This is a genomic window from Roseobacter sp. SK209-2-6, from assembly GCF_000169455.1.
In the GTDB taxonomy this organism is placed as follows: Bacteria; Pseudomonadota; Alphaproteobacteria; order Rhodobacterales; family Rhodobacteraceae; genus Pseudophaeobacter.
Window position 1 is genome coordinate 139311 of the sequence record NZ_AAYC01000006.1, and the last position, 26323, is coordinate 165633.

Below are 26323 nucleotides of genomic sequence, written 5' to 3' on the forward strand. Positions count from 1 at the left end.
CTCCCCTTATGACTTATGAACTGTATATTGGCGATCGTATGTATTCCAGCTGGTCCTTGCGCGGCTGGTTAATGCTTGAAAAATTCACCATCCCTCACGAGGTGACGCTAGTGGGGCTTTACTCTGGCACGATGGCGCAGGATCTGGCCCATCTGGCCCCTGCCCGATTGGTGCCTGCCCTAAAGATGCCGGACAGCACTGTCGTGGGAGAAAGCCTGGCCATGGCCGAAACCCTGGCGGAACGTCATCCCCAAGCAGGGCTTTGGCCCAGTGATCCGGCGCTGCGGGCGACTGCGCGTTGGTTGGTTGCTGAAATGTGTTCGGGGTTTGCCGCATTGCGCACTGACTGCCCGATGCAGCTCTCTCATGTCTGGCAGGGTTTTGAGCCATCAGAGGCCGTGCAGAAGGACCTGAACCGGATTGAAACCCTGTTTTCTCATGCACGCAAGCTCAGCGATGCTACAAATGGCCCTCTGTTCGGAGCCTATTCTCTCGCGGATGTGTTTTATACTCCCGTAGCAATCCGTATCCTCGGCTATGATTTGCCAGTCTCGGCTGAGACCCGCGCCTATTGCATGGATCTGATCCAAGACCCGGTTGTGAAGAGCTGGCGCAAACAAGCGCAGGAGGTCACATACGACCCAGAGCCATATGCGCTGAACCTTGAGCGCGGCGACTGGCCGGTGATATAGAAAGTCAGGCACCTACAGCGTTTCGGCGGGAAACCTACGTAAATTCCCGCTGAAACGAGGACGCGTTAACGACTCTCTTCTGAGATTGGCTAGACTTCCTCCTTGAGATTTCAGGAGGGTGTCTATGATCGCGCGCGCTCACACGGTTACCTTCCAAGGGATCGAAGCCCGCCCCGTGGAAGTACAGTGCTCCTTGGCAGCAGGGCTACCCGCCTTCTCCATTGTTGGGCTACCAGACAAGGCCGTCAGCGAAGCGCGAGAGCGTATTCGCGCGGTATTCTCTGCGATGTCTATCGCACTGCCTGCCAAACGGATTACGGTCAATCTCTCCCCGGCGGACCTGCCCAAGGAAGGCAGCCATTTTGACCTTCCCATCGCGCTTGCACTGCTGGCTGCCATTGGCCTTATCCCGCCAGAAGTCCCCGAAGACTATGTCGCTTTGGGGGAGCTTTCCCTGGATGGTTTACTGGTGCCTGTCGCTGGCGCCCTGCCTGCTGCGGTCTATGCTGCCAGCGCAGCCAGGGCCCTAATCTGCCCCAAAGCCTCCGCCGCCGAGGCGGCTTGGGCCGGAGAAGCCCTTGCCTTTGGCGCAGCAAATCTGAGCGAAGCACTGCGCCATTTTACAGGCGATATGCTTATTTCGGCGGCCCAGCCCGGTGAAGTAGCGGCGTCGCAGAACACGCGCGATCTGAGGGACATAAAAGGGCAGGAACAGGCCAAGCGTGCGCTTGAAATCGCAGCGGCCGGACGGCACCATCTCTTGATGGTGGGCCCGCCGGGATCTGGAAAATCCATGCTGGCAGCAAGGCTGCCAACCCTCCTGCCCCCTCTGTCACCTGCAGAAGCGCTGGAAACATCGATGATCCAATCCCTGTGCGGACAGATCGAAAGCGGTGGAATCAATCGCTCTCGCCCCTTCCGCGAGCCGCATCATACCGCTTCTATGGCTGCAATTGCTGGCGGTGGCCGCCGGGCCCAACCTGGGGAAATCAGCCTCGCCCACAATGGGGTTCTGTTTTTGGATGAGTTGCCAGAGTTCAGTCGCCCGGTGCTGGAAACCCTCCGCCAGCCGCTTGAGAACGGTGAGGTCATAATCGCCCGTGCCAATGCCCATATCCGCTACCCCTGCCGCTTTATGCTGGTGGCCGCCGCCAACCCTTGCAAATGCGGTCAACTTGCGGACGCCTCACGCGCCTGTTCCCGTGCGCCCAATTGCGGCGCTGACTACCTGGGACGCATTTCCGGCCCTCTGCTGGACCGCTTTGATCTTCGTGTGGAGATCCCACCGGTCGCCTTTGCGGATCTAGAACTCCCCCCAGCGCGCGAGGGCTCAGCGGAAGTTGCGCAACGTGTAGCTGCCGCACGCGATCGCCAGATGGCGCGATATGAGGAGTATCCGGTAGTTTCTTTGAACGCCGATGCAGAAGGGACGCTGCTGGATCAGGTAACAACCCTGGAAGCAGAGGGTCGCGATCTTTTGCAAAGGGCTGCAGATCATTTTGGCCTAACTGCGCGGGGCTATCATCGCGTCTTGCGCGTCGCACGCACCATTGCTGACCTCGATGGTGAAGACCGGTTACAGCGTCAGCATATCGCGGAAGCCATAGGCTTCCGCATCTCTTTCTAAACTCGGCTCGGCCAATACAAGATCAGGCCAGTCGTGCCTCAATCGCCAGCCAGATTTTTTCGGCGATATTCACGCCATCAAAGCGCTCCAGTTCCTGAATGCCGGTTGGCGATGTTACGTTGATTTCAGTCAGATAATCGCCGATCACATCGATCCCAACGAAGATCTGCCCTTTTTCGCGCAGAAGCGGGCCGATGGCAGCACAGATCTCCAAATCGCGCTCCGTGAGGCCGATTTTCTCTGGCCGACCACCTACATGCATGTTGGACCGGGTTTCTCCGGCTGCCGGCACCCTGTTGATCGCGCCAACCGGTTCACCATCCACCAGGATCACGCGTTTATCGCCATTGCTCACGTCCGGCAGGAACTTTTGCACGATCAAAGGCTCGCGACTGAAACCCGTGAACAATTCATGCAAAGAAGTGAGGTTGCGGTCATTGGCATCAAGACGGAAAACACCTGCTCCACCGTTACCATAAAGCGGCTTTAGAATGATATCGCCATGCTTGGCCTTAAAGGCTTTGATCGTATCCAGATCGCGAGCAATGGCCGTGGGCGGGGTGAGGTCTGGGAAATCCAACACCAGCAGCTTTTCCGGGTAGTTACGCACCCAGAATGGATCATTCACCACCAGGGTCTGCCCCTTCAACCGATCCAATAAATGGGTGGAAGTGATGTAATGCATATCAAATGGCGGATCCTGACGCAGCCAGACCACGTCGAAATCAGCCAGATCAACTTCCCGCATCTGGCCCAGGATGGCCGGAGTTCCTGCCACGCGCTGAATGGTCATATCCTGACCTCGTGCAGTTATCCGGCCTTCTTGATAAGCCAAATGGTCCGGGCTGTAGAAAAACAGCTCATGCCCCCGCTTCTGCGCTTCCTCTGCGAGACGGAAACTACTGTCGGCATTGATATCGACCCCCATGATCGGGTCCATCTGGAATGCGATTTTCATAGGCCTATCCTTTTGTTCCCGCAATAGATGGCCCAGCGCGACGCCATGTTCAACCATTGCAACGCTGTTATTCAAACCCCAGACCGTTTTCGAGGATTTCGACCTGCCCTTCTGCATCAATCAAAACAGCATCCAGCCGCACCTCTTCGACCTGCTCATTCGGAAACCGATCCAGATACAGCGTTGCACTTTGCCTGATGCGCTGAACTTGCTTTTGCGAAATGCGGGTGGCGGCTGTTTCAAAATCTGTCGACTTTTTCACCTCGGCGAAAACCCATGTTGCCCCTTGGCGAAGGATCAGATCAATTTCACCGGCCTCCCCACGCCATCGCTCTTCCACCACCTCAAACCCCAGTGCTTCATAGGCCCGTGCGGCCTGATGTTCGGCAGAAAGACCGCTCAGGTGGGATCTCAATCCTCGGTTTTGCCCCCGCTTCAGGCCTTGTTTCTGGCCCCGTTTCTGTTGAGGGTCTGACATTCTAGTCGCTCTTGGCGAGTTTGAGAGCCAGTTGATAGACCTTTCGGCGCGGCTGCCCATGCGCCTCTGCCACAATTGCAGCGGCATCCTTGACGGAGTTGTCGCGCAGCGCGGCTTTCAAATCACTTTCCAAGTCATTTTCGCTCACCTCGCTCTTGGCCGCTCGATCCACCAAAAGGACTATTTCACCCTTCACCGGTGCATCCTCCAAGGAGGTCACAAGCTCATTCAGGCTACCTCGACGGATCTCCTCGAACTTCTTGGTCAATTCCCTGCAGATTGCGGCAGGTCGATCCCCAAGGACATCCGCCATATCTGATAAAGAGGCCGCCAGACGTTTGGGCGATTCATAAAAAGCCAAAGTGCCAGGAATTTCTTTTACGTCTTCAAGACGTCGTCGGCGTGCAGCAGTGGTATTTGGCAGAAAACCTGCAAAAAAGAATGCATCCGTCGGCAGCCCGGCCAGGGCCAGGGCAGTAGTAACAGCGGTCGCTCCGGGTGCGGAGGTCACCAGAAACCCTGCCTCGGACGCATCGCGTGCGAGCCCGTACCCCGGATCTGCAATCAGGGGCATTCCCGCTTCAGAGGCGTAGGCCACAGATTGCCCTTGTTCTAAAGCGGTCAAAAGGCGCGCTCTGGCATTCGTCCCGCTGTGATCATGATAGGAAAGAACCTGTCGCCCATTCAAAGGCACGCCATGGATTTCCATCAGCCTTCTCAGCGACCGCGTGTCCTCTGCCGCGATCAGATCAGCAGAGGACAATACATCCAAGGCGCGCAGTGTAATATCGCGTGCTGTACCCAGAGGTGTGGCCACAAAATACAATCCCGGCAACAAATTGACGATTTGATGATTCACGCTGGACCCGCCTTTTTGGTCGTTTATTATTCCCCCCTGAACCAACACGGCGCAGTGACGCCGGACAAGGGGAGTTTCTAATCCATTATGTTTGCTGTTTTCAAAAACGCCCGCAAGGCTGCATTCTCCGCTTTGCTCGGTATTTCAGCTCTTTCTCTGGCGGCCTGTAACCCGGTTGCCTTAGGAAATGGGCCATCTATCAATACTTCGAAGCCCGTCAAAGTTGCTCTGCTTGTTCCCAAAGGCTCGCCACAATCCGGTGATAGTGTCTTGGCCCAAAGCCTGGAAAACTCCGCCCGTCTCGCGATCGCCGATCTGCAAGGTGTTCAGATCGATCTGACAATCTATGACACAGCCGGTGACCCGGCCCGCGCTGCTTCCGTTGCAACGGAAGCCGTGAATGGCGGTGCGCAGATCATTCTTGGGCCGGTTTATGCCGAAGCCGCAAACGCCGCCGGCATCGCGGCGGCAAAACGCGGCGTGAACGTGCTGTCCTTCTCCAATACGCCGTCCATCGCGGGGGGCAATGTTTTCATTCTAGGTTCCACCTTTGACAACAGCGCCCGTCGCCTGGCCAATTTCGCCAAACGTCAGGGCAAGAACAGCTTTGTCATTGCAAGTGGGACCAACGCCGCCGGGCAGGCCGGAGAGGCCGCGGTACGCCGCGCCGCCGCACAGGCAGGTGTCACTGTCACTGGCAGCATCGGATATGAGCTTTCACAGCAGGGCGTAATCAATGCGATTCCGCAAATTCGCGATGCCTCTGCTCAATCTGATGTCCTGTTCCTCACCGCCACAACCGCCGGGGCCCTGCCTCTGCTGACCCAACTACTGCCGGAAGCCGGAGTGAAACCTGGTGATATCCAATTTGTTGGTCTTACGCGTTGGGATATTCCGGCACAGACTCTTGCGTTGCCCGGCGTTCAGGGCGGGTGGTTCACCCTGCCAGACCCAGCCCGCGCCACCCGGTTCCGGGATCGCTACGCTTCGGTCTATGGCTCTTCTCCCCATGCGATTGGCGGATTGGCATATGATGGCATCGCGGCGATTGGCGCCCTGGTGGGTGCCGGCAACTCCAACGCGCTGACTGCAGCCGCCTTGACCCAAGGAGCGGGCTTCCAGGGAACCGGCGGCATTTTCCGCCTGCGTCCTGATGGCACCAACGACCGCGGCCTCGCCGTTGCAACAATCAAAGAACAGAAGGTAGTGGTCATTGACGCAGCCCCCAGCAGTTTCTCAGGCGCCGGATTTTGAAGACGATCTGAAAACCCTCGCAGTTTCACCTCCTCAGGGGTTGATCTGCGAAGCCTCAGACATCTTTGACGCAGCAGCTGTTCAAGCTGAGCTTGAGCAGCTTGCATCTGAACACCCACCGCAGGCCCTTCGCGGTGAAGTCGTTAAGCTGCTGCGGAACGCCAATAAGGCAGGCCGTGCTGCCATTGCCGAGGGCTTTGCCAAAGATCCGTTCAAAGCGCAGAGCCTGACCCGCTCCTATAGTTATTTGACGGATGGTTTGGTGCTGACCGCATTTCAGGTTGCAACCAAGTTCCTGCATCCATTGTCCAACCCCACCGTTGGGGAGCGCATCGCCGTGATCGCTGTTGGCGGCTACGGACGCGGGGAAATGGCGCCTTTCTCGGACGTCGACCTGATGTTTTTGACGCCTTACAAGATCACCGCCTGGGCCGAGAGCGTGATTGAATCCATGCTCTATATCTTGTGGGATCTGCGACTAAAGGTTGGGCATTCCAGCCGAACAATCAAAGACTGCCTGCGCCTGGGGCAAGAGGATTTCACGATCCGCACTGCCATGCTGGAGCAGCGTTATCTGACCGGTGATGCTGAACTGGCAGAAGAACTGGATAAACGCCTGCGCAAGGAGCTGTTCTCTAGTGATGCGCAAGAGTTCGTAGAAGCAAAGCTTTCGGAGCGCGACCAAAGGCACTTGAAGCAGGGTCAGCGCTACATGGTTGAGCCCAATGTCAAAGAGGGCAAAGGGGGCCTGCGCGATTTGCAGTCCCTCTATTGGATCGCCAAATATGTCTACCAGGTTCAGGACGTGGCAGAGCTGGTCCCATTAGGGCTGTTCAACGTGGAGGAATTTCAATCCTTTGACGCAGCCGCCAATTTTCTATGGGCAGCGCGCGCGCATATGCACCTCACGGTGGGACGCGCCACAGAGCAACTCAGCTTTGATTTGCAGGCCGAAGTCGCCAGCCGCATGGGTTATCAGGACCGGGCCGGACGGCGCGGTGTTGAGTTCTTTATGCAGGACTATTTCCGTCACGCAACCAAGGTAGGCGATCTCACCCGTATCCTGCTGACCAAACTGGAAGAGAGCCACAAGAAAGGCGCGCCCCTGCTGGAGCGGATTTTCCGCCGTCGCCCCCGTGTGAAACCTGGCTATAAGGTAATCCACAATCGCTTGGATATTCAGGATCCTGATGCATTTCTGAATGACAAACTGAACCTCCTGCGGATTTTCGAAGAAGGTCTGCGTACTGGCATGTTGATCCACCCGGACGCCATGCGACTGGTCAGTGCCAATCTGGACCTCATCGATGATGAGATGCGCGCCGACAAGGAAGCCTGCCGGATTTTCCTTGATCTCCTGCTGAAGCATGGCAATCCAGAACGCGCGCTGCGCCGCATGAACGAACTGGGTGTGCTCTCTGCCTTCATCCCCGAGTTTGAGCCGATTGTGGCGATGATGCAGTTCAATATGTATCATTCCTACACGGTGGATGAGCATACCATCCAGGTCATTTCCAACCTCACCTCCATTGAAAAGGGCGAGCTGGAGGATGAGTTGCCGCTCTCCTCCGAGGTGATCCGCAAAGGGTTGAACCGCAAAGTCCTGTTGGTGGCCATGCTGCTGCATGACATCGGCAAGGGCCGCGAACAGGATCATTCCATCCTTGGCGCACAGATCGCCCGCAAAGTGGCGCCGCGCCTGGGTCTCAGCAAGAGCGATTGTGAGACCGTTGAATGGCTGGTGCGCTACCACCTGTTGATGTCGGATATGGCGCAGAAACGTGATATTGCCGACCCCCGCACGGTGCGTGGTTTTGCAAAAGCCGTTCAAACAGTGAAACGGCTTGATTTGCTACTGGTTCTGACTGTTTGTGACATCCGCGGGGTCGGGCCGGACACCTGGAACAATTGGAAAGCTGCCCTCTTGCGCGCGCTTTACAACCAGACCCGCGAAGCGCTGGAAAACGGTATGGAAGCCCTGAACCGGGAACACCGGGGCGCGGCAGCCAAAAAAGCCCTGCGCGCCGCCCTGCCTGACTGGAGCAAATCTGATCTGAAGAAGGAAACCTCCCGGCACTATGATCCCTATTGGCAGGGGTTGCATGTTACGGCCCATATTGATTTTGCCGAAATGCTACGGGAGCTAGACGCAAAGAACGACCCAGGTGGCGTTGTGATCCGCCTCGATCCGGATGAAGACCGCGACGCCACGCGGGCCTGCTTTACCATGTGGGACCATCCCGGCATCTTTGCGCGGGTTTCTGGAGCGCTGGCCCTGGTTGGGGCCAACGTCGTGGACGCACGTAGCTATACCACCAAAGACGGCTATGTGACCGATGCCTTCTGGATCCAGGATGCAGAAGGTCACCCGTTTGAAGCCTCGCGCCTCAAGCGGCTCAGCCAGATGATCCGTAAAACGCTGAAGGGCGAAGTGATCGCCAGGGACGCGCTTGTATCGCGGGACAAAATCAAGAAACGCGAAAAAGCCTTTCGGGTTCCCACCCATATCACCTTTGATAATGAGGGTTCCGAGATCTACACCATTATCGAGGTGGATACGCGAGACCGGCCAGGCCTGCTTTATGATCTGGCTCGCAGTCTGGCATCCGCCAATGTCTACATCGCCAATGCGGTGATTGCGACCTATGGGGAACAGGTGGTTGATACCTTCTATGTCAAAGACATGTTCGGCCTGAAGTACCATTCACTCTCCAAGCAGAAAACACTGGAGAAACGCCTTCGTGAAGCCATTTCCGAAGGTGCAAAGCGGGCCGGATCATGAAACCAGTCAAACTTCTTTCCGGGTTCATGACCGTTGGGTTCTGGACCCTCGCCAGTCGTATTCTGGGCTTTGCCCGCGATATCATGATCGCCAGCTTCCTGGGCACCGGCGCCGTGGCAGAGGCCTTTCTGGTTGCTTTCAGCCTGCCCAACATGTTCCGCCGTTTCTTTGCCGAAGGCGCGTTCAACACGGCCTTTGTGCCGCTGTTTTCCAAGAAGCTTCAAAAGGATGAGGATCCGATTGGATTTGCCCGCGATGCTTTTTCGGGTCTTGCCACCCTTCTGATCCTCTTTACCCTGCTGGCCCAACTGATCATGCCCTGGCTGGTCCTTGCCATGGCCAGCGGGTTTCAAGGCGACATCAGGTTTGATCTGGCTGTTGATTTTGGCCGGGTTACCTTTGCCTATATTCTGTTCATTTCGCTGGCTGCGCTGCTCTCTGGTGTGCTCAATGCTTCGGGGCGGTTCGCTGCCGCCGCCGCCGCACCAGTTTTGCTAAACATAGTCCTCGTCACGGCCCTCTTGCTGGGGGAAACGGGGCTATTCGGAAATCTGGGCGAAGCACCAGAACCGGGTCTGCAGGGGTACTCCCAGGGCATCCTCTTGATCTGGGGGACCTTGATCGCGGGTCTGGCACAGATGGCTCTGGTCTGGATTGCTGCAAAACGGGCAGGCTTTGCTCTGCTCCCACGCCGCCCTCGCCTGACCCCGGATCTGAAACGCCTTGCCATCATTGCCGGTCCAGCAATGCTGGCGGGCGGTGTTGTGCAGATCAACCTGCTTGTTGGACGTCAGGTCGCCAGCTTCTTTGACGGAGCAATTGCTTGGCTCAGCTATGCGGATCGGCTGTATCAATTGCCTCTTGGCGTGGTGGGCATTGCCGTCGGTATTGTCTTACTACCAGACCTCTCACGCAGGTTGGCTGCTGAGGACACCAGCGGTGCCAAAACAGCGCTCAGCCGCGCGGGAGAGGTCTCTCTTGCCCTAACCATCCCGTCAGCTGTCGCCCTGATGGTCATTCCGCTGCCATTGGTCTCTGTCCTCTTTGAACGCGGTGCATTCGACTTTGAAGACAGCCAAGCCACCGCCCTAGCGGTTGCGATCTATGGGCTCGGCCTGCCTGCCTTTGTCATGCAGAAGGTTCTTCAACCGCTTTACTTTGCTCGCGAGGACACGCGCAGCCCGTTCAGATATGCGCTAATCGCTATGCTGGTGAATGCTGTGGTAGCCATTGGCTGTGCCTATCTGTTCGGTTTTACCGGGGCAGCCTTTGGCACCACCTTTGCGGGCTGGTGCATGGTTGCCCTTTTGCTGCGCGGCAGTGGAGCAATGGGGGATAGCGCCAGGTTTGATGCACGGTTTAAAACCCGCATCTGGCGCATTCTGGCGGCCTCCCTCGTCATGGGCGCCTTCCTGGTTGGCCTGTCTTGGGCGCTGGAGCCCTGGCTCTTTGGCAGCCCGCTTCGCTACCTGGCACTGGCCCTGTTGGTTCTGAGCGGCATCGTCAGCTACTTTGCCTTTGGTCAGTTCATCGGCGCCTTTAGACTGGCGGAGTTCAAAAACAACCTGCGGCGCGGCAAGAGCTGATCTTGCCGTGACCGCGACCTGAGGCGGGTCTCAGTCTCGTCGGATATTGCGGCGAATGCTGGCCCAGCCACCGGGCGCCAGAAAGAAGGACAGCCCAAACCCGGTAGCAAAACCACTTAGGTCTGCCACCCAGTCCTTTTGCCCGCCAAATATGAGACCAAAGAGCAACTGCGCTCCCATAAGAAACGCGATTAGGGAAAAAGCCCGGCTTTGCTGAGCACCCACCAGGGCTAGCTGTCGCCACAGGATATAGGTAAATGCCCCGATCAGGCCGTAGACCGCAGGGAAGCCACCAAACAGGGGCACCTCGGCATCCAGGAAGATTGCATAGCCCAGCGCGCCGCCAATGGCGGAACAGACAAAGATGATCACCATTGGCAGATCCCCAAAGACCTCTCCGACCATTTTGCCCATGGCCAGGATAAAGACGCAGACAAAAAGCGCATGGGTGAAACTGCCATGCACAAAGGCGTAGGAGAGAAACCTGATCAGATGCTCCGCAGGCCATTGCCCGGTTTCCTGCATCCACCAGAAAACCTGTGATGAGAAGGCGTAGGACTGGAAGGCCTCCAATCGCCAACCCACCGCTTCTGGCCCACCGATGATGCCACGGACACCAAGGGAAAAAGCGGCCTCAATCCCCATCACAACAAGCACAAGGGCGACAACCGCCGCTGGCAAGGGATTCACCGGAGAGGGGTTTGGATCACTGCTCATCTGTTCTTGCTCCTGGTCTTGGGCCGGTTGTCAGGGGTTTTTCTAAGGCGCAAGCGCTTTCCGGCGGCTTTCGGTGCGGCACCTGTTGACGATGCCTAGGCCCATGGGTAAGCGACTAAGACCCATAATTCCAGACGGGAGTTACGCCAATATGAGCGACACTGCATTCACGCCGCGCGTCTTTTCCGGCATTCAGCCAACCGGCAACCTGCACCTGGGCAACTACCTTGGTGCCCTGAAGCGCTTTGTCGACTGGCAAGCCCGCGACGCGGAAACCATCTATTGCATGGTCGACCTGCATGCGATCACCGTTTGGCAGGATCCCAAGGATCTGATGAAGTCCACCCGCGAACTCTGCGCAGGTTTCATCGCGGCCGGTCTGGACCCAGAACAATCAATCCTGATCAACCAGAGCCAGGTGCCCGAGCACGCCCAGTTGGCCTGGGTCTTTAACTGCGTCGCCCGTATGGGCTGGATGCAGCGGATGACCCAGTTCAAGGACAAAGCGGGCAAGAACGCACAAAATGCCTCGCTTGGGCTTTTCGCCTACCCGGCGCTGATGGCGGCGGACATTCTGGTGTATCACGCCACCCATGTGCCCGTTGGCGAAGACCAGAAGCAACACCTGGAACTGACCCGCGACATCGCCACCAAATTCAACCACGACTACGGCGTTGATTTCTTCCCGATCACCGAACCCGTGATCGAAGGTGCCGGGACCCGCGTGATGTCCCTGCGAGATGGCTCCAAGAAGATGTCGAAATCCGATGTCTCTGACGCCAGCCGCATCAATATGACCGATGACGCCGATACCATCGCCAAGAAGATCCGCAAGGCCAAGACAGATCCCGACGCGCTGCCCTCAGAAGCCAAAGGTTTGGAAGAGCGCGCCGAAGCCCGCAATCTGGTCAACATCTATGCTGCTCTTAGCGAGCAAAGCGTGGACCAGGTGCTGGCCAAAGTAGGCGGCAAGCAATTCTCCGAGTTCAAGCCCATGCTGGTCGATCTCTCGGTTGAGAAACTCGCCCCTATTTCCACAGAAATGGCCCGCCTGATGCAGCATCAGGATGAGATCGACAAGATCCTTGCGCGCGGGTCCGAGCGTGCCCGTGCCATTACCGCACCGATCCTGCGCCAATGTTATGAGATCATCGGAATGGTGCCTCCAGTCGAACTCTGAGCCAGGGGAGTTTCAGAAACAAAAAAAGGCCGCCAGAACCTGATCCGGCGGCCTTTGCTTTTTCTGTGAACAAATGATCATTCTGACGCTGGTGGACAGTGCCGGTCCACCATGCGCTGCACCATTGGGGCAAAATGCCAGTAGTCCGGCGTTTCCATGCCCGCACGCTTGCCCGCTTCATCCAGATAGCGCACGGCGATGATCTCTTTCAGATTTGGGTTGGCTTCAAAAACCGCCACTTCTTCTGCGTTCATCGGCCCACCCTGCAGCTCTAGCGTATGCACCGAGGCCGGGCTAAGACGCTTGAAATACTCCGGTTTGGTCGCGCAGAGATACCGCTTGGCCGCCACGTGGTACCGGCAGCAATCGGTGATCACGCTTGGGAAAAACTGCTCCAGCACCTCGGCGCCTGCATCCTCATGATGACGGTCTTCGGTGTCATCAGGGTGATAGGTTCCGAACTCTGAAGTGAAGTGGCCAATGTCGTGCAGCAGCGCGCCAACGATGATCTCTTCGGCCTGCCCATTCTGTTCGGCGATTGTAGCCCCCTGGAGCATATGCTCCCCCATGGTCACAGGTTCTCCCAGGTATTCCTCACCGCCGCGGCGTTCAAAGATTGAGCCAAGAAACTCAACGATATTGTCGCGATCGAGGCTGGCGATATCTGGCTTGCTCATAGTCCTACCCTTTATTTCGCAGAAAGCGCTGCAAACTTGGAACGCAGACCATCCTTGTCCGCATAGCATCCCTGCAGCCAGCGCGTGCCGGTGCCCGAATAGGCCTTGCGCGCATGCAGAACACGGGTGTTATCGACAACAAAGCTCTCACCAGGCTCCAGGCGGAAAGTCACCTCCATCGCTTCATCATCAATGATCTCACCCAGGCGGCGATAGGCAGCATAGTATGTCGCCATATCGTCAAATGGCACATCATTCACCGCTGCAAGCGAACGGTTGTTGAAGCGCACAGCGATCAACTCTCCATCCGGGGCCAGTTCAATCATCGGGCGGCGCGATTGCAGGCACGTGTCTGCGTCGCCAGCATATTCAAACCGGGCGCAATACTTGGCCAGAACATTGAAATAGTCTTGGTTCTCTTCGCGCAGGCGCAGGGCTGCGGCGAAACCATCAACCACCATGTTTTCGCCTCCTGCGGCAGAGCTTTCGAGGCAATAGAGCACCTGAATCGACGGAACAGGATCACGGTAAGGGTTATCGGTATGGGCCTGAAGGCCAAGACCGGTGAAGGCCAGATTTGTAGGGTTCACTTCAGTGCGCACTTCGAAATGGCGACCGTAGTTGGTCTCACGCACATAACCGAACAGGTCCACGACGCTGAAAAGCGAACCATCCTCTGTCGGGCCGTTTTCGACCTTGCCAAAACCATAGCGGGTGACCTTTCCCAGCCAATCCCGCAGGGCCTCACCGCCCTTTGCAAGCTCTTGAAAATCGCCAACTGGCACATCCGACATCAGGCTGCTGTTCCAGGGGGTGACAGCCTCTCCCAGCCAACCCAATTCCGCAGGAGCCGGTTTGTCATAGGCGTTTTCCGCCAACCAGTTCAGGTCAAAATCAACGGTTTTGTCTTCGGGTGCAAAGCTCACCCGCAATGCCCCATCTGCAATCTCTGCTGCCACCAGCTTGGTCTCGGCCGGAATGTCGCGCAGGGCAATCAGTCGCTGACCATTGCCGGGTGCGCGGGTCTCTGTGTCCCAGGCATTGTCACGCAGCCAGATGGCGTGGAAGCGTCGGGATTGGCCCTCGGCATCAAAGGTCAGGAAGTCGCCATTGGGGGAAAGGGTTACGGAAGTCATCGCTTGAGGTGTCCTAGCTGATCTGTTCACAGGTGACAGTTTCCGCCCTTGCGCCTATAAAATCAAATCAGCAAAAAGGCAGATGAGACTCAGATTTACTTATGCATAATTCCAAGACGGGTGACTCGAAATTTGACTCTATTCCACTGGAATGGGTGCGGGCCTTTGAAACCACAGCGCGGCTGGGCAGCTTCACAGCGGCCGCCCGTGAAACCGGGCTGACCCAACCCGCGATCAGTCAGCGCATTGCCAATCTGGAGCATCAGCTGGGCACCAAGCTCTTTGTGCGCAAGACCCGCGCCATCCATCTGACAACTGAAGGCGAGGCCTGGCTACCGCATGTGCAGGCCGCGCTGAACTCCCTGCGCGACAGTTCCGAAGCGCTGTTTGGGGTCGGACGGAACAAGATCGTGATCTCCGCCAGTTCCTCCATTGTGCAGCACTGGATCACACCGCGCCTGCCCGCCCTGCTGGAAGCCAGCGGCGCAGAAGTGACCATCAATACAATGGTTCTGTCGGGGGATGCCGCCGAAGAGGATGGCACCGTCAAGATCCGCTATGGCGCAGGCGATTGGCCGGGATTGTATAAGGCGCCCCTGTTTGAGGAACGTATCACGCCCATGGCCGCGCCCCCCCTTTTACAAAAAGCTGAGGATTGGCGCGACCTGCCCCGTCTGTCCGTCTCTGGCCCCCGCCCCAGTTGGCGCAACTGGCGCGAATTCACCGGCCAGCCAACCACCTCGCCCACCGCATTGCGCTATGACACCTTTGCTTCGGCCCTCTCCGCGGCTCGCGCGGGACTGGGCGTCTTGCTGGGCTCGCTACCTCTCTGTCAGGCCGATCTGGAAAGTGGTGCATTGATCCAGATGAGCACAGAGGTGATGCCACATCATGAAAGCTATTGGCTGCTGGCCTCCAAAGAGCGCATTTCCCGGCGGCAATGGGAGGTGCTGCGCGCATCGTTGACGAAATAGCGCTTTTAGGGCGCTTAAACAGAAGGGCGACAATACAGGCCTGTAACAAAGCCCATTATTTAAACTGTACCTTCCAGAAAATCACCACGTCCGAACCGAGGTGCGGGAAGCAAAGCGCCCGCCCCGTGGGGGCGGTTCGGGCGCTGCCAAAGCGGAGCCATAACAACTGGCGTATGGACTGATTGCTGCGGACTTCGCAGCCGCTCTTCGAGCCGTCAATGGGGGAGCATTCGAGGTAGTTGCGCTTAGCAAGATCACTCAACTTCAATTCGGCCGTAGCAACAGAAGACCGTCTTGGACTCATCTGTTGTTCTGTCAAAAATAGCCCAAGACGGTTGGCCTTTTTCCGTCATGAATGAAGTGCAAGACGCCCCATTTGCGAAGTCGATTTGGATTTCTGGAAGCTTACCAAGCAATGAAATGCCCGAAACAGATTGCCCACCAATCACTGAAAACCCACGCTGCCAATCTTCTTCATCAGACCAGCTCCCGCAGATTATACTCTTCTTACCGTCAATTCGCCAACTCCATTCGATCATGACTCCCCAAACACCACGAGGATTTTTGAAGGAACCGCCCAGACGTTGTCCCGTGTGAGAAAGGTTCCCAAACTCTAGAAAAAGAGCAGACCCCTGCCCCATCCAAATGTGGCTTAGACTTGTTCCAACCATTCTATTCGCCACTGATTGAAATGCCTTATGGGTCAATTACGCCTCAAGGATAGATTGAGTTGAATTTGACTAGCTCCATCGCACATCCGTAGCGCTTTTGCCAGTTTTAGAATGGCAACTCAGGACACGAAGCAGTTTTTACTCTACAGCCCCCGCACCCCGTTCAGGGTCAGGTTGGCGACCAGCTCGGCGTAGTCCTCACGCGCCTTGGGACCGGCGCCAGAGTTCCACATATAATACCAGTTCAGCATGCCAAAGACCGACATGGTGGCAGAGCGCAGTTTCTCCGCATCATTCGCAAAAACCTCTGGCGCGACGACCTGCAGTGTATTGCGGAGGAACTGCACCATCTCGCGCTGGTATCCGCGCAGGAGCTTTTGCTGATCCTCCGGCAACGCCCCCATAGAGCCCGACTGCACCTTGTGCTCATAATCGGCGCCCTGATAGGCGAGCAGGATCTCCGCCACCACCTGGCGCAGCGCCTCATCTGGGGCAAGCTGGGCGACTTCGACACCGCAGACCCGGTCGCGCAGGTCAGAGAGGTAGGTATCAAGGAGGCCGAAAAGCACAGCATCCTTGCTGTCATAGTAGTGGTAGATATTGGCCTTGGAGATCCCGCACTCGCGCGCCAGTTGGGTCATCGAAGCCCGATCATAACCGGCCTCGGCAAAGACCCGCATCGCATCCATTCGGCCGGATTTATAGAGCTCGATCTGGTAGTATGGCGCCAAGCCGCCAGTGGCCAGGAGCTGCTCTTCGATCTGGTTGGGGAAGACATTCACGCCGCGCAGGATCATAATGTCATCGCTACGCGAGAAGGTGCCGCTGCCCGTCGCGACGATGTAGGTTTATCCCGATCATGATTCTGCTGCTTATCTGTGCCTACCCGAACATAAAGTTCAATCGAGACTTCCCGGGTTTCGAACAAGACGTAGAACGGCGTGGTCTTGGTAAGCCGTCAAGCGGCATAAGAGAAAAGATGTCGGACCGTTTCGCTCGATCGCGCGGGGTACCGCAGCCGCCGATGATGCCTGTTGTGCATTGGCGTCGCCCGTTCTATCGGTCATTGTCTTCCAATTCCTTAGCGTGTCTTGCACTTTGCCGTCGGTATCTACTTCAGTTTCGCTCGGTTGCGAGGCGCATACCAAACACAATCAACACGCCCCCAATCGCGCGCGCGATCCAGGCTCTGCATCGGTCATAGACGCGCCTCGCGCGGCCGGTTGACAACGCAACGACTACGAGCCCATACCATGCGATCTCGATGGCGAAAGAGGACACAAGGATTGTCGCCTTCGCCCACAGCGCCGCGTCGGGCGGAACGGCGACAGCATAAAGGCTGACGAAGAAGGCAATCCCCTTGGGGTTGGACAGGTTCACCAGCGCGCCAAGGCGCACGCCGCGCCACGTCTCGCGTCGGTCGGCAATGAGACTGAGCTCGCCCGTCTCGGCAGTGTTCGCCACCGCGCCCGCGTTGCGCCATGCCTGAACACCCAACCAAATGAGATAGAGCCCACCGCCCATCTGCACCATCCGCGTCAGCCAGCCAACCTGCTGAAGGAACGCCGACAACCCGACCATCGCCAGCATCCCGTAAAAAGTAGCCGCCATAGCCAAGCCAAGAGTCGCTCCCCATGCGGCCTTATCTTCTCTGCTTAGAGCCAAGCGCGACACAAGCGCGAAGTTTGGACCTGGGCTAACGACAATTGCGACGTAGAGTGCGAGAACCGTAAGTATGACGGACAGGTCAGAAATACCCGCCATCACACGCTGTCTTTCATGGCGATGGCTTGTATCTTTATTTTCGCACCAAAGGGCAGCTTCGCGGCCTCGTAGACCGTCCTTGCCGGAAATTGTGAGAACCGCGTTCGGCAGACTTCATTTACCTCCGCCAGGTCGCGTTCAATGTCGGAAAATGCGATATCGACATAAGCGATGTCTTCCGAACAGAAACCGGCTGCGGCAGCAATCTTGAACACCAGATCAAAGGCACGATCAGCCTCCGCGCCTGCGCTGCCGGATCGGTAGCCGTCATCGTATACAGCCAGTTGGCCCGAGATGTGACAAGTGTTTCCGACGACAACAGCGTTGGATATTGGAGACGGCGACGCGGGAACGCCCGGAACTTTCTTGATATACTTACGCGACATGTGATGGTTATCGTTTTGCTGGGATCTGTTGACAGCAGCCTATACTCCATGACTGATGTCGGGTATGATCGCAAACCTTCAAAATCAGACAAAACGCCTTCAATCTGTTTTCATCATGGGCTTCAATGGCGTCCTGCTCATGGATGTGGCCGGTCCTGCTCAAGTGTTCGCATCCACAAACAAGGTCCTGGGTTGGAAAGCCTACGACATTGCAATTGGGAGCGAGGACGGCGGAGATGTTGCGACGGACACCGGTTTGACCTTGTGCGCTGATGTTTCCTTCGCCACGGTTGCTCGCGCGGATGTCTTTATTGTTCCTGGCGGCCCCGGCATCGATCAACGGCTTGATGATCCACTACTGCAGCGTTTTCTGAAGCGGGTGGCACCTCATATGGAGCGTTTCGTATCGATCTGCTCAGGTAGCCTCCTCACCGCTTCCGCTGGCCTCTTGAACGGTAGGAAGGCCACGACGCATTGGGAGCGCGTTAACCTCGCTCGCGAGCGGTTTCCAAGTGTAGATTGGCATCTGGACGAGATTTTCACCCATGACGGCAAGTTTCATTGTTCGGCGGGTGTGACGACAGGCATCGACCTAGCCCTTTCGCTTGTTGAAGCAGATCACGGAAGGCGTGTTGCTCTCAGTGTGGCCCGCGAAATGGTAGTGTTCATGCAAAGGCAGGGAGGACAATCCCAGTACTCGGAACCACTCAAGGCACAAGCGACAACAAGCAAGCGCCTGTGCGACCTCTATTGTCAAATCGAACAAGACCCTACTGCTTTATAGAGCGTGTCAAGAATGGCCGAGATCGCAGGGGTGACGGAACGTACGCTGCATCGTGATTTCACACAAGAATTTGGAAAGACACCCGCAAGCTTTGTGGAGGAGCGACGGCTTGCTGTTGCTCGGGTGTATTTGGAGGGCAGTAGAAAGTCTATCAAGGAGATCGCAGCCCTTTCAGGGTTTGTAACTGAACAGAAAATGCGGCGTAGTTTCGTGAAGCTGTTAGGCATATTGCCGACGGACTATCGAAACCGTTTTGGGGAAGTTGCCATACGTGCCGAGCGCAGCATTCGGTAAAAGGGGCTCTGAGCCGAATTGCGGCGATGCGGCTGCACGGCTGCGGCGAAACCTCGCCTGGTCGCAACCGCCAGATGAAACCAGCCAGCGCAAAGCGGTCATCACCTTCCTAGCGCCAGAGAGACAAGCTGATATTCGCTGCCTCCGCGAAGGTGTCGCTTCGCACTGCAATATAGACCATTCATACTGAAATGATCAGACTATCTAAACTCTGCTAGCCCCAATACCGGAACGAAATCCCATCGTCCTGTTCGAGAAACAACACCGCCTATAAGTTTGTTGGCCTTGGCACCCTGGAGAATATCACTCGTGCCACTCGATTTCACACCTAGGATTAGGTGTTTGTCATCGCCGTTGATTTGGCCTGTGTCAGATATGTGGTGGTCGGTTTTCCCGGTGGCCATCTGGAGGACTGGTGGCGGGCCATCGCGCGGCAGGCACGCTGAACCTGATGAACACCGGCACCGGCGGCATCTGGACGGTGGAGTTCACCTCCAGCGACAAGTGCGACAGTCCGGTCCTGCCCGAACCGCTGAGCCAGGTGCCGCAAGAGGAATAGATCAACACCCTTACCGGCGAGAGCGCCTAGGACACACGCCGCTGCCCTGCGGCCATCCTGGATCGAGGCGCCGCCGTCGTTATCCACATCCGCAAGAACGGGCGCCTTTGAAAAGAAGACTGTTCGGCCGCGATGGCTCAGAACGAGATCTGGCGCGCCACCCGGCACCCTGGGCAAGCCATCTGGAAGCGATGGACCGACTATCGTGCCCGAAGTCGGGTCGGGGCCAACCCTTTCGTGACCTCGCTCTGCAAAGCACTGCCGGGCAGTGGATGCGATGCACGAAACCCTTCGGCGAACGCATCGGCTCACGAGACCCAGACCGCCAGGCCGCCGAAATCCACATCCCCATCGCTCTCATGAACCGCTTCTACGAACTCGGCATGGCCAAGATCGAATGCGTGGCCTGAACGCAATGGAAAAGGGGAAACTCGCCCCGTTGCTGGATTCTGCACAATGCCACTCCAATGTGGCGATCACCTGCCAGACATATGCCAGATTCGCTCCTGACCACCTTCAAAATGCAGCAGACATTCTGGGTTTCGTCCAAATTCGGCAAGCCCGCTAAAGCTGGCCTAGGTTCAGCGAACTAGGAAACACTTTGCAAATGCCCCATCCATCTGAACAAGTATCAACATTTTCAGGGAAATATATGGTGGGTCGTGAGAGGCTCGAACTCCCGACATCTTCGGTGTAAACGAAGCGCTCTACCAACTGAGCTAACGACCCGTTGACGTGGGATTTAGACAAAGACGGGAACGGGCGCAAGAGGGGGAAGGCACTTTTTTCAAAGAAAAATACCTTTACTTCAAAAGCCGCTCTGAACCCTCTTCCAAAAGGTAGATACAGCCCTGTTCATTGCTCAGTTTGGCCATTTCAGACCGGGGCAAACCCAAAACGATCCCACGCATAACCTGCCCCAGCAAACCATGGGCTACCACCACGCTCGGCCCTTCAAGCGTAGTCATAAAATCATGGATACGGTTGAAAAAGCTGTCAAAGCCCTCCCCCTCGGGTGCGGCGCAAAACAAATCCAGATGACAAGGGTTTGCCCGGTAAATGTCCGGATAGCGGCGCTCCACCTCGTCCAGCGTCATGCCCTGAAGCAATCCCGCATCGGCCTCTGCCAGGCGGGCATCAGTTCGAAACCCAAGGCCCCGAAGCGCAATTTCCGCGGTTTGCTGTGCCCGTCCCAAGGGTGAGGCATAGCAAGCAGGGTTTTGCTGCAAAATCGGCGCCATAAGGTCGGCCTGTCGCCGCGCATGTTCCAGACCTAGATGGCTCAGCCGCGATTCCAATTGTCCCTGAATGCGACGCTCCGCATTCCACTCCGTCTGCCCATGACGCAAAAACCAGATTTTTGGGAAGTGGGCCATGGCCAGAGGCCTCCTGCTTTTAGCACAATTGCGCAAGTGGTAGCGCCCGACAGCCGCAATGAAAAGCCCCAGCCACCAGCGGAGCGGCGAAAACCCTTTCTCCCGGCAAAACTGCCCCGGTCCGTGCTCGACCTCTTGCCGCCTTTGCTCTGTCCCAATAGGATCCGCCCAGCTTCACAAGTAAAATCAACCATGCGCCCCATCCTCTACTCCTTCCGCCGCTGCCCCTATGCCATGCGTGCCCGGCTGGCGCTTTATGTGGCAAAACAGCAGGTAGAACTGCGCGAGGTTGCTCTGCGCGACAAACCCACGGCCTTTCTGGCGGCCTCTGCCAGCGGCACGATTCCCTGTCTGGTGACCGACGAGGGCGCGATTGATGAGAGCCTCGACATCATGATCTGGGCCCTGCGCCGCAATGACCCCCAGTATTGGCTGGATATGCCAGAGGCGGGTTGGGACTGGATTGCCAAGGGAGACGGGCCTTTCAAGAAAGCGCTGGATCAAACCAAATACGCCAGCCGCTACCCGGATCAGGATCCGGAGGTCTCCCGCGCCAAAGCCGCTGCCTTTCTTACGGATCTGGACCAACAGCTGCGCCAGGATCCCGGTGGCTGGATTTTTGCCAGGCCAACGCTGGCGGATTTCGCCCTGCTGCCCTTTGTGCGCCAATTCGCTTTTATCGACAAAAATTGGTTCGACGCCCAAGCCTGGCCAGATCTGCAAGGCTGGTTGCAGCGCTTTCTGGAATCAGAGGTCTTTGCCGAGATCATGCCCAAGTTTGCCCAATGGAAAGATGGGGACCACCCGACCCCCTTCCCAAACTCAATGCCTGACTGAACTGCGTTAGTTCGGCCAATCGAGGCCTGCCCAAGCGGGATGGGCTCAGAAAGGCCAGGCCCTTCGCTGACGCCAAAGCTTTGGACGGTGACTATTGCGAGCGATCCCCTGTGTGTCAGGCCCCAGCCTGACCTTCGGTCCGGGAGTTCGAACCGGTCCGCGCAGCGGCAAACGCTCCGGGGGAGCGTTTGAGGTTCGGACGGGCGGAGCCCTTCGCATCCAACCATGCAGTTCGAAGAGCGGCGCTCGCAGGATGTCCCCTGGGGCGTGAGGCGCTAGCCGCACGGCCCGCGCCTGACCTTCCCGTCATGCCGGAGGCATGCTTCCAGCATGGCGAAGGCGCTTCACGCCTCCCCAAAGGTCAGGCACGAGCCTTGTTGCGGGGAAAGGAGGCAAGAAAGCGTGTCTTGGGCTCCGCCTGAAAAATGTTCCTTAGAAAGTTTCCCTGCAAGTCTCAACCCACCTCAACAAGGAATAGTTATTGGAGAGGCTTGCTGTCCGGCTTGGGAAGAGACTTGGGCTTTTCTTGCTCAGCAATTTTTTTGTATCCGTCTACTTTCCTTTCGGTAACTGTCCTGGCTGTTTCAATCGCTTCCGCAATCGGCTGCGCATCCTCGCCAAATTTTTTTACCAAGCCTGATACATCAGCCGCCGCAGCTAGAAACGCTTTGAAACCGGATATCTCCTTGTAGAGTTCATTCTCCACATCAGAAATTCTATGATTGATTCTGCGTTTGTGATCTTGGGATAAAAAGTCGGCCTCGTCGGTTAATATCCGTGCCTTTGAGAGGAGATCTCTTATTTTTCCCTTTTCGCTATCAGATAACTTAGCTTGATCGAAAGAGGAAATGCAATCTTGATCTAGGAAGTGTTTTTCAAAACCCGAAAGATACAGCGATTCTTGAACTCTTTCAATATCTTCTCGATATTCATTGGCGGATTGCTGATCTTCAAATTCCAGATTGCCTTTCGCAATTTCCTGTAAATCCTCGTCATCTATTCTTTGAATTACTATGGCGGCGGCGCGCGCCAATAAACGAATTTCCGAAGTTTGCTTGTAATTTAGTTCTCTTATTTTTTCGTTGGTGTGTGGAACTACTTCAAGCATCGCGATTAATAGCTCACTTAGCGCGTCTTCTGGTTTTCGTGGTAGCGCCTTTAAATCAAACATCTTCGTCTCTTTTGTTTTCCTGAGGTATCAAACATCCAGCTCCTCCACGAACTTCGCATTTTCCTGGATATACTGGAAGCGGAGTTCGGGTTTCTTGCCCATCAGGCGCTCGACCAGATCACCTGTCTCGCCGGGCTCATCCTCATCAATTGTGACGCGGATCAGTTTGCGGGTGGTCGGGTCCATGGTGGTCTCTTTCAGGTCCTTGGCGTCCATTTCGCCAAGCCCCTTGAAGCGGGAGACATCAATCTTGCCTTTGCCGCCCAAACCTTTCTCTAACCATTTGTCGCGCTCAGCCTCGTCCAGGCAATAGACGCGCTTGGCTCCCTGGGTCAGGCGGAACAGCGGTGGACAGGCCAGATACAGATGGCCGCCATCGATTAGGGGCCGCATCTGGGTGAAGAAGAAGGTCATCAGCAGGCTGGCGATATGGGCGCCGTCGACATCCGCATCGGTCATGATGATGATCTTGTCATAGCGCAGATCGTCCAGGTTGAACTTGGTACCCAGCCCAACGCCCAGCGCCTCACAAAGATCGTTGATCTCAGCGTTGGAGCCCAGCTTGTTGGAGGCCGCACCCAGCACGTTCAGGATTTTACCCTTCAGCGGCAAGAGCGCCTGATTGACCCGGTTGCGCGCGCCCTTGCCAGAGCCACCGGCCGAGTCGCCCTCCACAATGAACAGTTCAGTGCCCGAGCGGTCCTTGGAGGTGCAATCAGTGAGCTTGCCGGGCAGGCGTAGTTTCTTGGTAGCGCTCTTGCGTTGAGTTTCCTTCTCCTGCCTGCGGCGCAGGCGTTCCTCGGCGCGCAGGATCAGGAAATCGAGGATGGCGCCGGCCGATTTGGTATCCGCCGCAAGCCAGTTGTCGAAATGGTCACGAACCGAGTTTTCGACCATCTTGCTAGCAGATTCGGTGGAGAGGCGGTCCTTGGTTTGGCCGACAAAAGCCGGGTCAGCAATAAAGCAGGAGACCAGCGCGCAGCCGCCCGCCATCAGGTCGTCACGGGTAATCTGCCCCGCCTTCTTGTTGCCGACCAGCTCGCCATAGGCCTTGATGCCCTTTAGGATCGCAGACCAGAAACCCGCGACATGCGTCCCGCCCTCGGGCGTTGGGACGGTGTTACAGTAACTTTGGGTGAACCCGTCGCGCGATGGCGTCCAGTTGATCGCCCATTCCACATAACCCGGCTCGCCGAATTTCTCACGGAATTCCACTTTACCGGCAAAGGGTTGGTCTGCGTAGATGGAGGATTTGCCCAGCACCTCTGTCAGATAGTCCTTGAGGCCGCCTGGGAAGTGGAAAGTGGCCTCGGTCGGGGTCTCATTATCGTCAATCTCTGATTTCCAGCGGATTTCGACGCCAGAGAACAGGTAGGCCTTGGAGCGCACCAGGGTAAAGAGGCGCTTGGGCTTGAAACGATGATGGCCGAAAATTTCCTCATCCGCGTGGAAGGTCACAAATGTCCCGCGCTTGTTCGGTGCAGCGCCGATCTTCTCCACCCCACCCAGTGGAAGGCCACGGGAGAAGCGCTGCTCAAAGAGCTCCTTGTTCTTGGCGACCTGAACCACCATGGAATCCGACAGCGCGTTCACGACGGAAGAGCCGACACCGTGCAGACCGCCAGAAGTCTGATAGGCCTTACCTGAGAATTTGCCGCCTGCATGCAGGGTGCAGAGGATCACCTCCAGCGCAGATTTGTCCGGGAACTTGGGGTGCGGATCGATCGGGATGCCGCGGCCGTTATCCGAGATGGTCACCGAGAAATCGGAATGCAGCGTCACCTCGATACGGTTGGCATGGCCTGCGACCGCCTCATCCATCGAGTTGTCGAGGATCTCCGCCACCATATGGTGAAGCGCGCGCTCATCGGTGCCGCCGATATACATGCCAGGTCTCTGGCGAACCGGTTCCAGCCCCTCAAGCACTTCGATTGAGGAGGCGTCATAGGTCTCGGATGCGGGCGTGCTGAGAAGGTCGTTGGCCATCGGCGGGAGCTGCTCTCTTCCTTAGTTTTGATTGCCGTCATTATGGCAGGTGTTGTGCCTATGGGAAAGGGCTCCGCAAGACCTGTGGAAAACTCCCCGCTTTTATGGCAAGAGGCAGCCGCGGCTGAACAAAGGGGCATAGCATGGCGTATTCAGGACTGGACCCGCAGGATTGGGAGGCGTTCCGGGCCAAGGCGCATCAGATGCTGGATGCGGCCGTGGATCAGATGGCCGATGCCGCCGGGCGACCCTGGCAGCCGCTGCCGGAGGATCTCTCAACCCGCTACGCCATTGGACAGTCCGGCGATCTGGTCAAGCGCCTAACGGAGGACGTGCTGCCGCATCACGGCGGCAATATCCATCCGCGCTTCTGGGGCTGGGTGCAGGGCACCGGCCTGGCCTCTGACCTGCTGGCTTCGATGGCCTCGGCGGCGGTGAATGCCAATCTCGGCGGCCGCAATCACGGCGCCAATGAGATGGAGCGGGTTGTCATTGACTGGACACGCAGCAGGATGGGCCTGCCGGAGGGGGCCAGCGGTGTCTTTGTCACCGGCACCTCTCAGGCAACGGTGCTGAGCTTCCAGGCCGCCCGGGTGCGGGCTTTAGAGGGCCTGCGCCGCTACGGCCAAGACGGACGCCGCCTCACCGCCTACGCCGGTGCCGGGGTGCATAATGCCACCTCAAAAGCGCTGGAGCTTTTGGGCATTGGCAGCGGGAACCTGCGCAGCGTGCCGCTGCTTGACGGCCGGATCGACTCCGAGGCGCTGCGGCACATGGTGCAGGAGGACCGCAAGGCCGGCGCCCTGCCCTTCCTGCTGGTCGGCACAGCGGGTTCGGTCGACCTCGGTCTGTTCGATGATCTGAACGCGCTTGCGGATGCCGCGGCAGAGGAGAAACTCTGGCTGCATGTGGACGGTGCCTTTGGCGCCTGGACCCGGCTGGCGGAACAGCCCTACAGGGGTTTGAGCGACGGGATCGGGCGTGCTGACAGTATCGCACTGGATTTCCACAAGTGGTTTTACGTCGGTTATGACTGCGGCTTGTGCCTGATGCGCAGCGAGGATGAGCACCGCGCCGGTTTTGCCGCCCGCCCAGCCTATCTGGAAGGGGCTGCCCGGGGGCTGGCCGGGGGCGAGCCCTGGTTCTGCGACTACGGCATCGACCTCAGCCGGGGCAACCGGGCGATCAAGGTCTGGGCCGCGCTGGAAATGTTCGGCGAAGAGGCCTTTGCCCGCGCCATCACTGAAAACTGCCGTCAGGCGGCGCTGATGGCTGATCTGGTCACCGCTGAACCGGATATGGCCCTGGCCCATCCGGTGGTTTCAAATATCTGCGCCTTCACCGCCCGCCGCGATCTGCCGCCGGAGGCTCAGTCGCGCCTGAATTCGGAGATTGCCCAAAACCTGCAGGAAAGCGGCGAGGCCGTCTTCTCCACCACCCGCGCAGGAGGGGTTCAGGTCCTGCGCGCCGCCATCGCCAACCACCGCACCCGGGAAAGCGATATCCGCGCCGCCATCGCTGCGGTTTCAAGGGAGGCAAGCGATCTGCAACTTCCAGACACTTGCGCAGGATAGA

The 26323-nt window shown here is 57.3% G+C and carries 24 protein-coding genes, 1 tRNA gene and 1 pseudogene; 12 read left to right on the forward strand and 14 right to left on the reverse strand.

What is annotated here, in order from left to right:
- Window positions 1-8: 8 nt before the first annotated feature.
- Window positions 9-692 carry a glutathione S-transferase gene (locus RSK20926_RS11045; protein WP_008206722.1) on the forward strand — a complete coding sequence of 228 codons (684 nt, stop codon included), beginning with the start codon at window positions 9-11 and terminating at the stop codon, window positions 690-692.
- Between the two features lie 124 nt (window positions 693-816).
- Window positions 817-2319, forward strand: a complete 1503-nt coding sequence (locus RSK20926_RS11050; protein WP_008206723.1) for a YifB family Mg chelatase-like AAA ATPase — start codon at window positions 817-819, stop codon at window positions 2317-2319.
- Between the two features lie 22 nt (window positions 2320-2341).
- Here the strand turns inward: RSK20926_RS11050 and gshB are convergent, their stop codons facing one another.
- The 3 genes from gshB to rsmI form a co-directional block, all read right to left on the reverse strand.
- Window positions 2342-3277: a glutathione synthase gene (gene gshB, locus RSK20926_RS11055; protein WP_037254852.1), complete on the reverse strand. Its 936-nt coding sequence runs from the start codon at window positions 3275-3277 to the stop codon at window positions 2342-2344.
- Window positions 3278-3344: 67 nt separating this feature from the next.
- A complete protein-coding gene (locus tag RSK20926_RS11060; protein WP_008206726.1) occupies window positions 3345-3755 on the reverse strand; it encodes a YraN family protein in 411 nt (136 codons plus the stop codon).
- 1 nt (window position 3756) lies between these two features.
- The gene (gene rsmI / locus RSK20926_RS11065) at window positions 3757-4614 is read right to left on the reverse strand and encodes a 16S rRNA (cytidine(1402)-2'-O)-methyltransferase (protein WP_008206727.1); all 858 of its coding nucleotides are present in this window, start codon (window positions 4612-4614) and stop codon (window positions 3757-3759) included.
- An 87-nt stretch (window positions 4615-4701) separates the two neighbouring features.
- Between rsmI and RSK20926_RS11070 the strand changes: the two genes are divergently transcribed.
- Genes RSK20926_RS11070 through murJ form a run of 3 tightly spaced genes read left to right on the forward strand, consistent with a single transcriptional unit; the run spans window position 4702 to window position 10236 of the window.
- Window positions 4702-5868: a penicillin-binding protein activator gene (locus RSK20926_RS11070; protein WP_008206728.1), complete on the forward strand. Its 1167-nt coding sequence runs from the start codon at window positions 4702-4704 to the stop codon at window positions 5866-5868.
- Entirely contained in the window at window positions 5828-8650 is a 2823-nt protein-coding gene (locus tag RSK20926_RS11075; RefSeq protein ID WP_037254758.1) for a [protein-PII] uridylyltransferase, read from the forward strand. The genes RSK20926_RS11070 and RSK20926_RS11075 overlap by 41 nt, the downstream gene beginning before the upstream one ends.
- Window positions 8647-10236: a murein biosynthesis integral membrane protein MurJ gene (gene murJ / locus RSK20926_RS11080; protein WP_008206730.1), complete on the forward strand. Its 1590-nt coding sequence runs from the start codon at window positions 8647-8649 to the stop codon at window positions 10234-10236. The genes RSK20926_RS11075 and murJ overlap by 4 nt, the downstream gene beginning before the upstream one ends.
- 30 nt (window positions 10237-10266) lie before the next feature.
- On the opposite strand, the gene RSK20926_RS11085 is transcribed toward murJ, so the two are convergent.
- Entirely contained in the window at window positions 10267-10953 is a 687-nt protein-coding gene (locus tag RSK20926_RS11085) for a rhomboid family intramembrane serine protease (RefSeq protein WP_008206732.1), read from the reverse strand.
- Between the two features lie 151 nt (window positions 10954-11104).
- On the opposite strand from RSK20926_RS11085, the gene trpS reads away from it, so the two are divergent.
- Window positions 11105-12133, forward strand: a complete 1029-nt coding sequence (gene trpS / locus RSK20926_RS11090) for a tryptophan--tRNA ligase (RefSeq protein WP_008206733.1) — start codon at window positions 11105-11107, stop codon at window positions 12131-12133.
- Window positions 12134-12210: 77 nt separating this feature from the next.
- On the opposite strand, the gene tmpB is transcribed toward trpS, so the two are convergent.
- Entirely contained in the window at window positions 12211-12810 is a 600-nt protein-coding gene (gene tmpB / locus RSK20926_RS11095; RefSeq protein ID WP_008206735.1) for a (R)-1-hydroxy-2-trimethylaminoethylphosphonate oxygenase, read from the reverse strand.
- A gap of 11 nt (window positions 12811-12821) precedes the next feature.
- The gene (gene tmpA / locus RSK20926_RS11100) at window positions 12822-13946 is read right to left on the reverse strand and encodes a 2-trimethylaminoethylphosphonate dioxygenase (RefSeq protein WP_008206737.1); all 1125 of its coding nucleotides are present in this window, start codon (window positions 13944-13946) and stop codon (window positions 12822-12824) included.
- A gap of 101 nt (window positions 13947-14047) precedes the next feature.
- On the opposite strand from tmpA, the gene RSK20926_RS11105 reads away from it, so the two are divergent.
- Window positions 14048-14920, forward strand: coding sequence for a LysR family transcriptional regulator (locus tag RSK20926_RS11105; RefSeq protein WP_008206738.1), 873 nt, complete (start codon window positions 14048-14050; stop codon window positions 14918-14920).
- A 254-nt stretch (window positions 14921-15174) separates the two neighbouring features.
- Here RSK20926_RS11105 and RSK20926_RS11110 read toward each other — a convergent pair whose 3' ends face one another.
- From RSK20926_RS11110 to RSK20926_RS11125, 4 genes are all read right to left on the reverse strand, one after another.
- On the reverse strand, window positions 15175-15591 hold the full coding sequence (locus RSK20926_RS11110) for a hypothetical protein (protein ID WP_157133094.1): 417 nt from the start codon (window positions 15589-15591) through the stop codon (window positions 15175-15177).
- A 143-nt stretch (window positions 15592-15734) separates the two neighbouring features.
- Window positions 15735-16388: a TetR family transcriptional regulator gene (locus RSK20926_RS11115; RefSeq protein ID WP_008206743.1), complete on the reverse strand. Its 654-nt coding sequence runs from the start codon at window positions 16386-16388 to the stop codon at window positions 15735-15737.
- A gap of 319 nt (window positions 16389-16707) precedes the next feature.
- Entirely contained in the window at window positions 16708-17355 is a 648-nt protein-coding gene (locus RSK20926_RS11120) for a LysE family translocator (protein WP_008206745.1), read from the reverse strand.
- A complete protein-coding gene (locus RSK20926_RS11125) occupies window positions 17355-17741 on the reverse strand; it encodes a RidA family protein (RefSeq protein WP_008206747.1) in 387 nt (128 codons plus the stop codon). Before RSK20926_RS11125 ends, RSK20926_RS11120 begins: the two co-directional genes overlap by 1 nt.
- Window positions 17742-17805: 64 nt before the next feature.
- On the opposite strand from RSK20926_RS11125, the gene RSK20926_RS11130 reads away from it, so the two are divergent.
- The 3 genes and pseudogenes from RSK20926_RS11130 to RSK20926_RS23175 form a co-directional block, all read left to right on the forward strand.
- Window positions 17806-18525, forward strand: coding sequence for a GlxA family transcriptional regulator (locus RSK20926_RS11130; protein WP_157133095.1), 720 nt, complete (start codon window positions 17806-17808; stop codon window positions 18523-18525).
- 12 nt (window positions 18526-18537) lie between these two features.
- Window positions 18538-18819 carry a helix-turn-helix domain-containing protein gene (locus RSK20926_RS22090; RefSeq protein ID WP_008206750.1) on the forward strand — a complete coding sequence of 94 codons (282 nt, stop codon included), beginning with the start codon at window positions 18538-18540 and terminating at the stop codon, window positions 18817-18819.
- Window positions 18820-19270: 451 nt separating this feature from the next.
- Window positions 19271-19788 (forward strand): annotated as a pseudogene (locus RSK20926_RS23175) (IS5/IS1182 family transposase); the annotation flags it as partial.
- Between the two features lie 243 nt (window positions 19789-20031).
- Here the strand turns inward: RSK20926_RS23175 and RSK20926_RS11140 are convergent.
- Together RSK20926_RS11140 and RSK20926_RS11145 are read right to left on the reverse strand one after the other, a co-directional pair.
- A tRNA-Val gene (locus RSK20926_RS11140) sits at window positions 20032-20107 on the reverse strand.
- Between the two features lie 74 nt (window positions 20108-20181).
- Complete coding sequence (locus tag RSK20926_RS11145; protein ID WP_008206756.1) at window positions 20182-20754, reverse strand: histidine phosphatase family protein; 573 nt, start codon at window positions 20752-20754, stop codon at window positions 20182-20184.
- Between the two features lie 192 nt (window positions 20755-20946).
- Here RSK20926_RS11145 and RSK20926_RS11150 point away from each other — a divergent pair, with 192 nt between their 5' ends.
- A complete protein-coding gene (locus RSK20926_RS11150) occupies window positions 20947-21591 on the forward strand; it encodes a glutathione S-transferase (protein ID WP_008206757.1) in 645 nt (214 codons plus the stop codon).
- Window positions 21592-22069: 478 nt separating this feature from the next.
- Here RSK20926_RS11150 and RSK20926_RS11155 read toward each other — a convergent pair whose 3' ends face one another.
- Both RSK20926_RS11155 and parE read right to left on the reverse strand, forming a co-directional pair.
- Window positions 22070-22762, reverse strand: coding sequence for a hypothetical protein (locus RSK20926_RS11155; protein ID WP_008206758.1), 693 nt, complete (start codon window positions 22760-22762; stop codon window positions 22070-22072).
- Window positions 22763-22789: 27 nt separating this feature from the next.
- Window positions 22790-24748, reverse strand: coding sequence for a DNA topoisomerase IV subunit B (gene parE / locus RSK20926_RS11160; RefSeq protein ID WP_008206760.1), 1959 nt, complete (start codon window positions 24746-24748; stop codon window positions 22790-22792).
- 143 nt (window positions 24749-24891) lie between these two features.
- Here parE and RSK20926_RS11165 point away from each other — a divergent pair, with 143 nt between their 5' ends.
- The gene (locus RSK20926_RS11165; RefSeq protein ID WP_008206761.1) at window positions 24892-26322 is read left to right on the forward strand and encodes a pyridoxal phosphate-dependent decarboxylase family protein; all 1431 of its coding nucleotides are present in this window, start codon (window positions 24892-24894) and stop codon (window positions 26320-26322) included.
- Window position 26323: the final 1 nt, after the last annotated feature.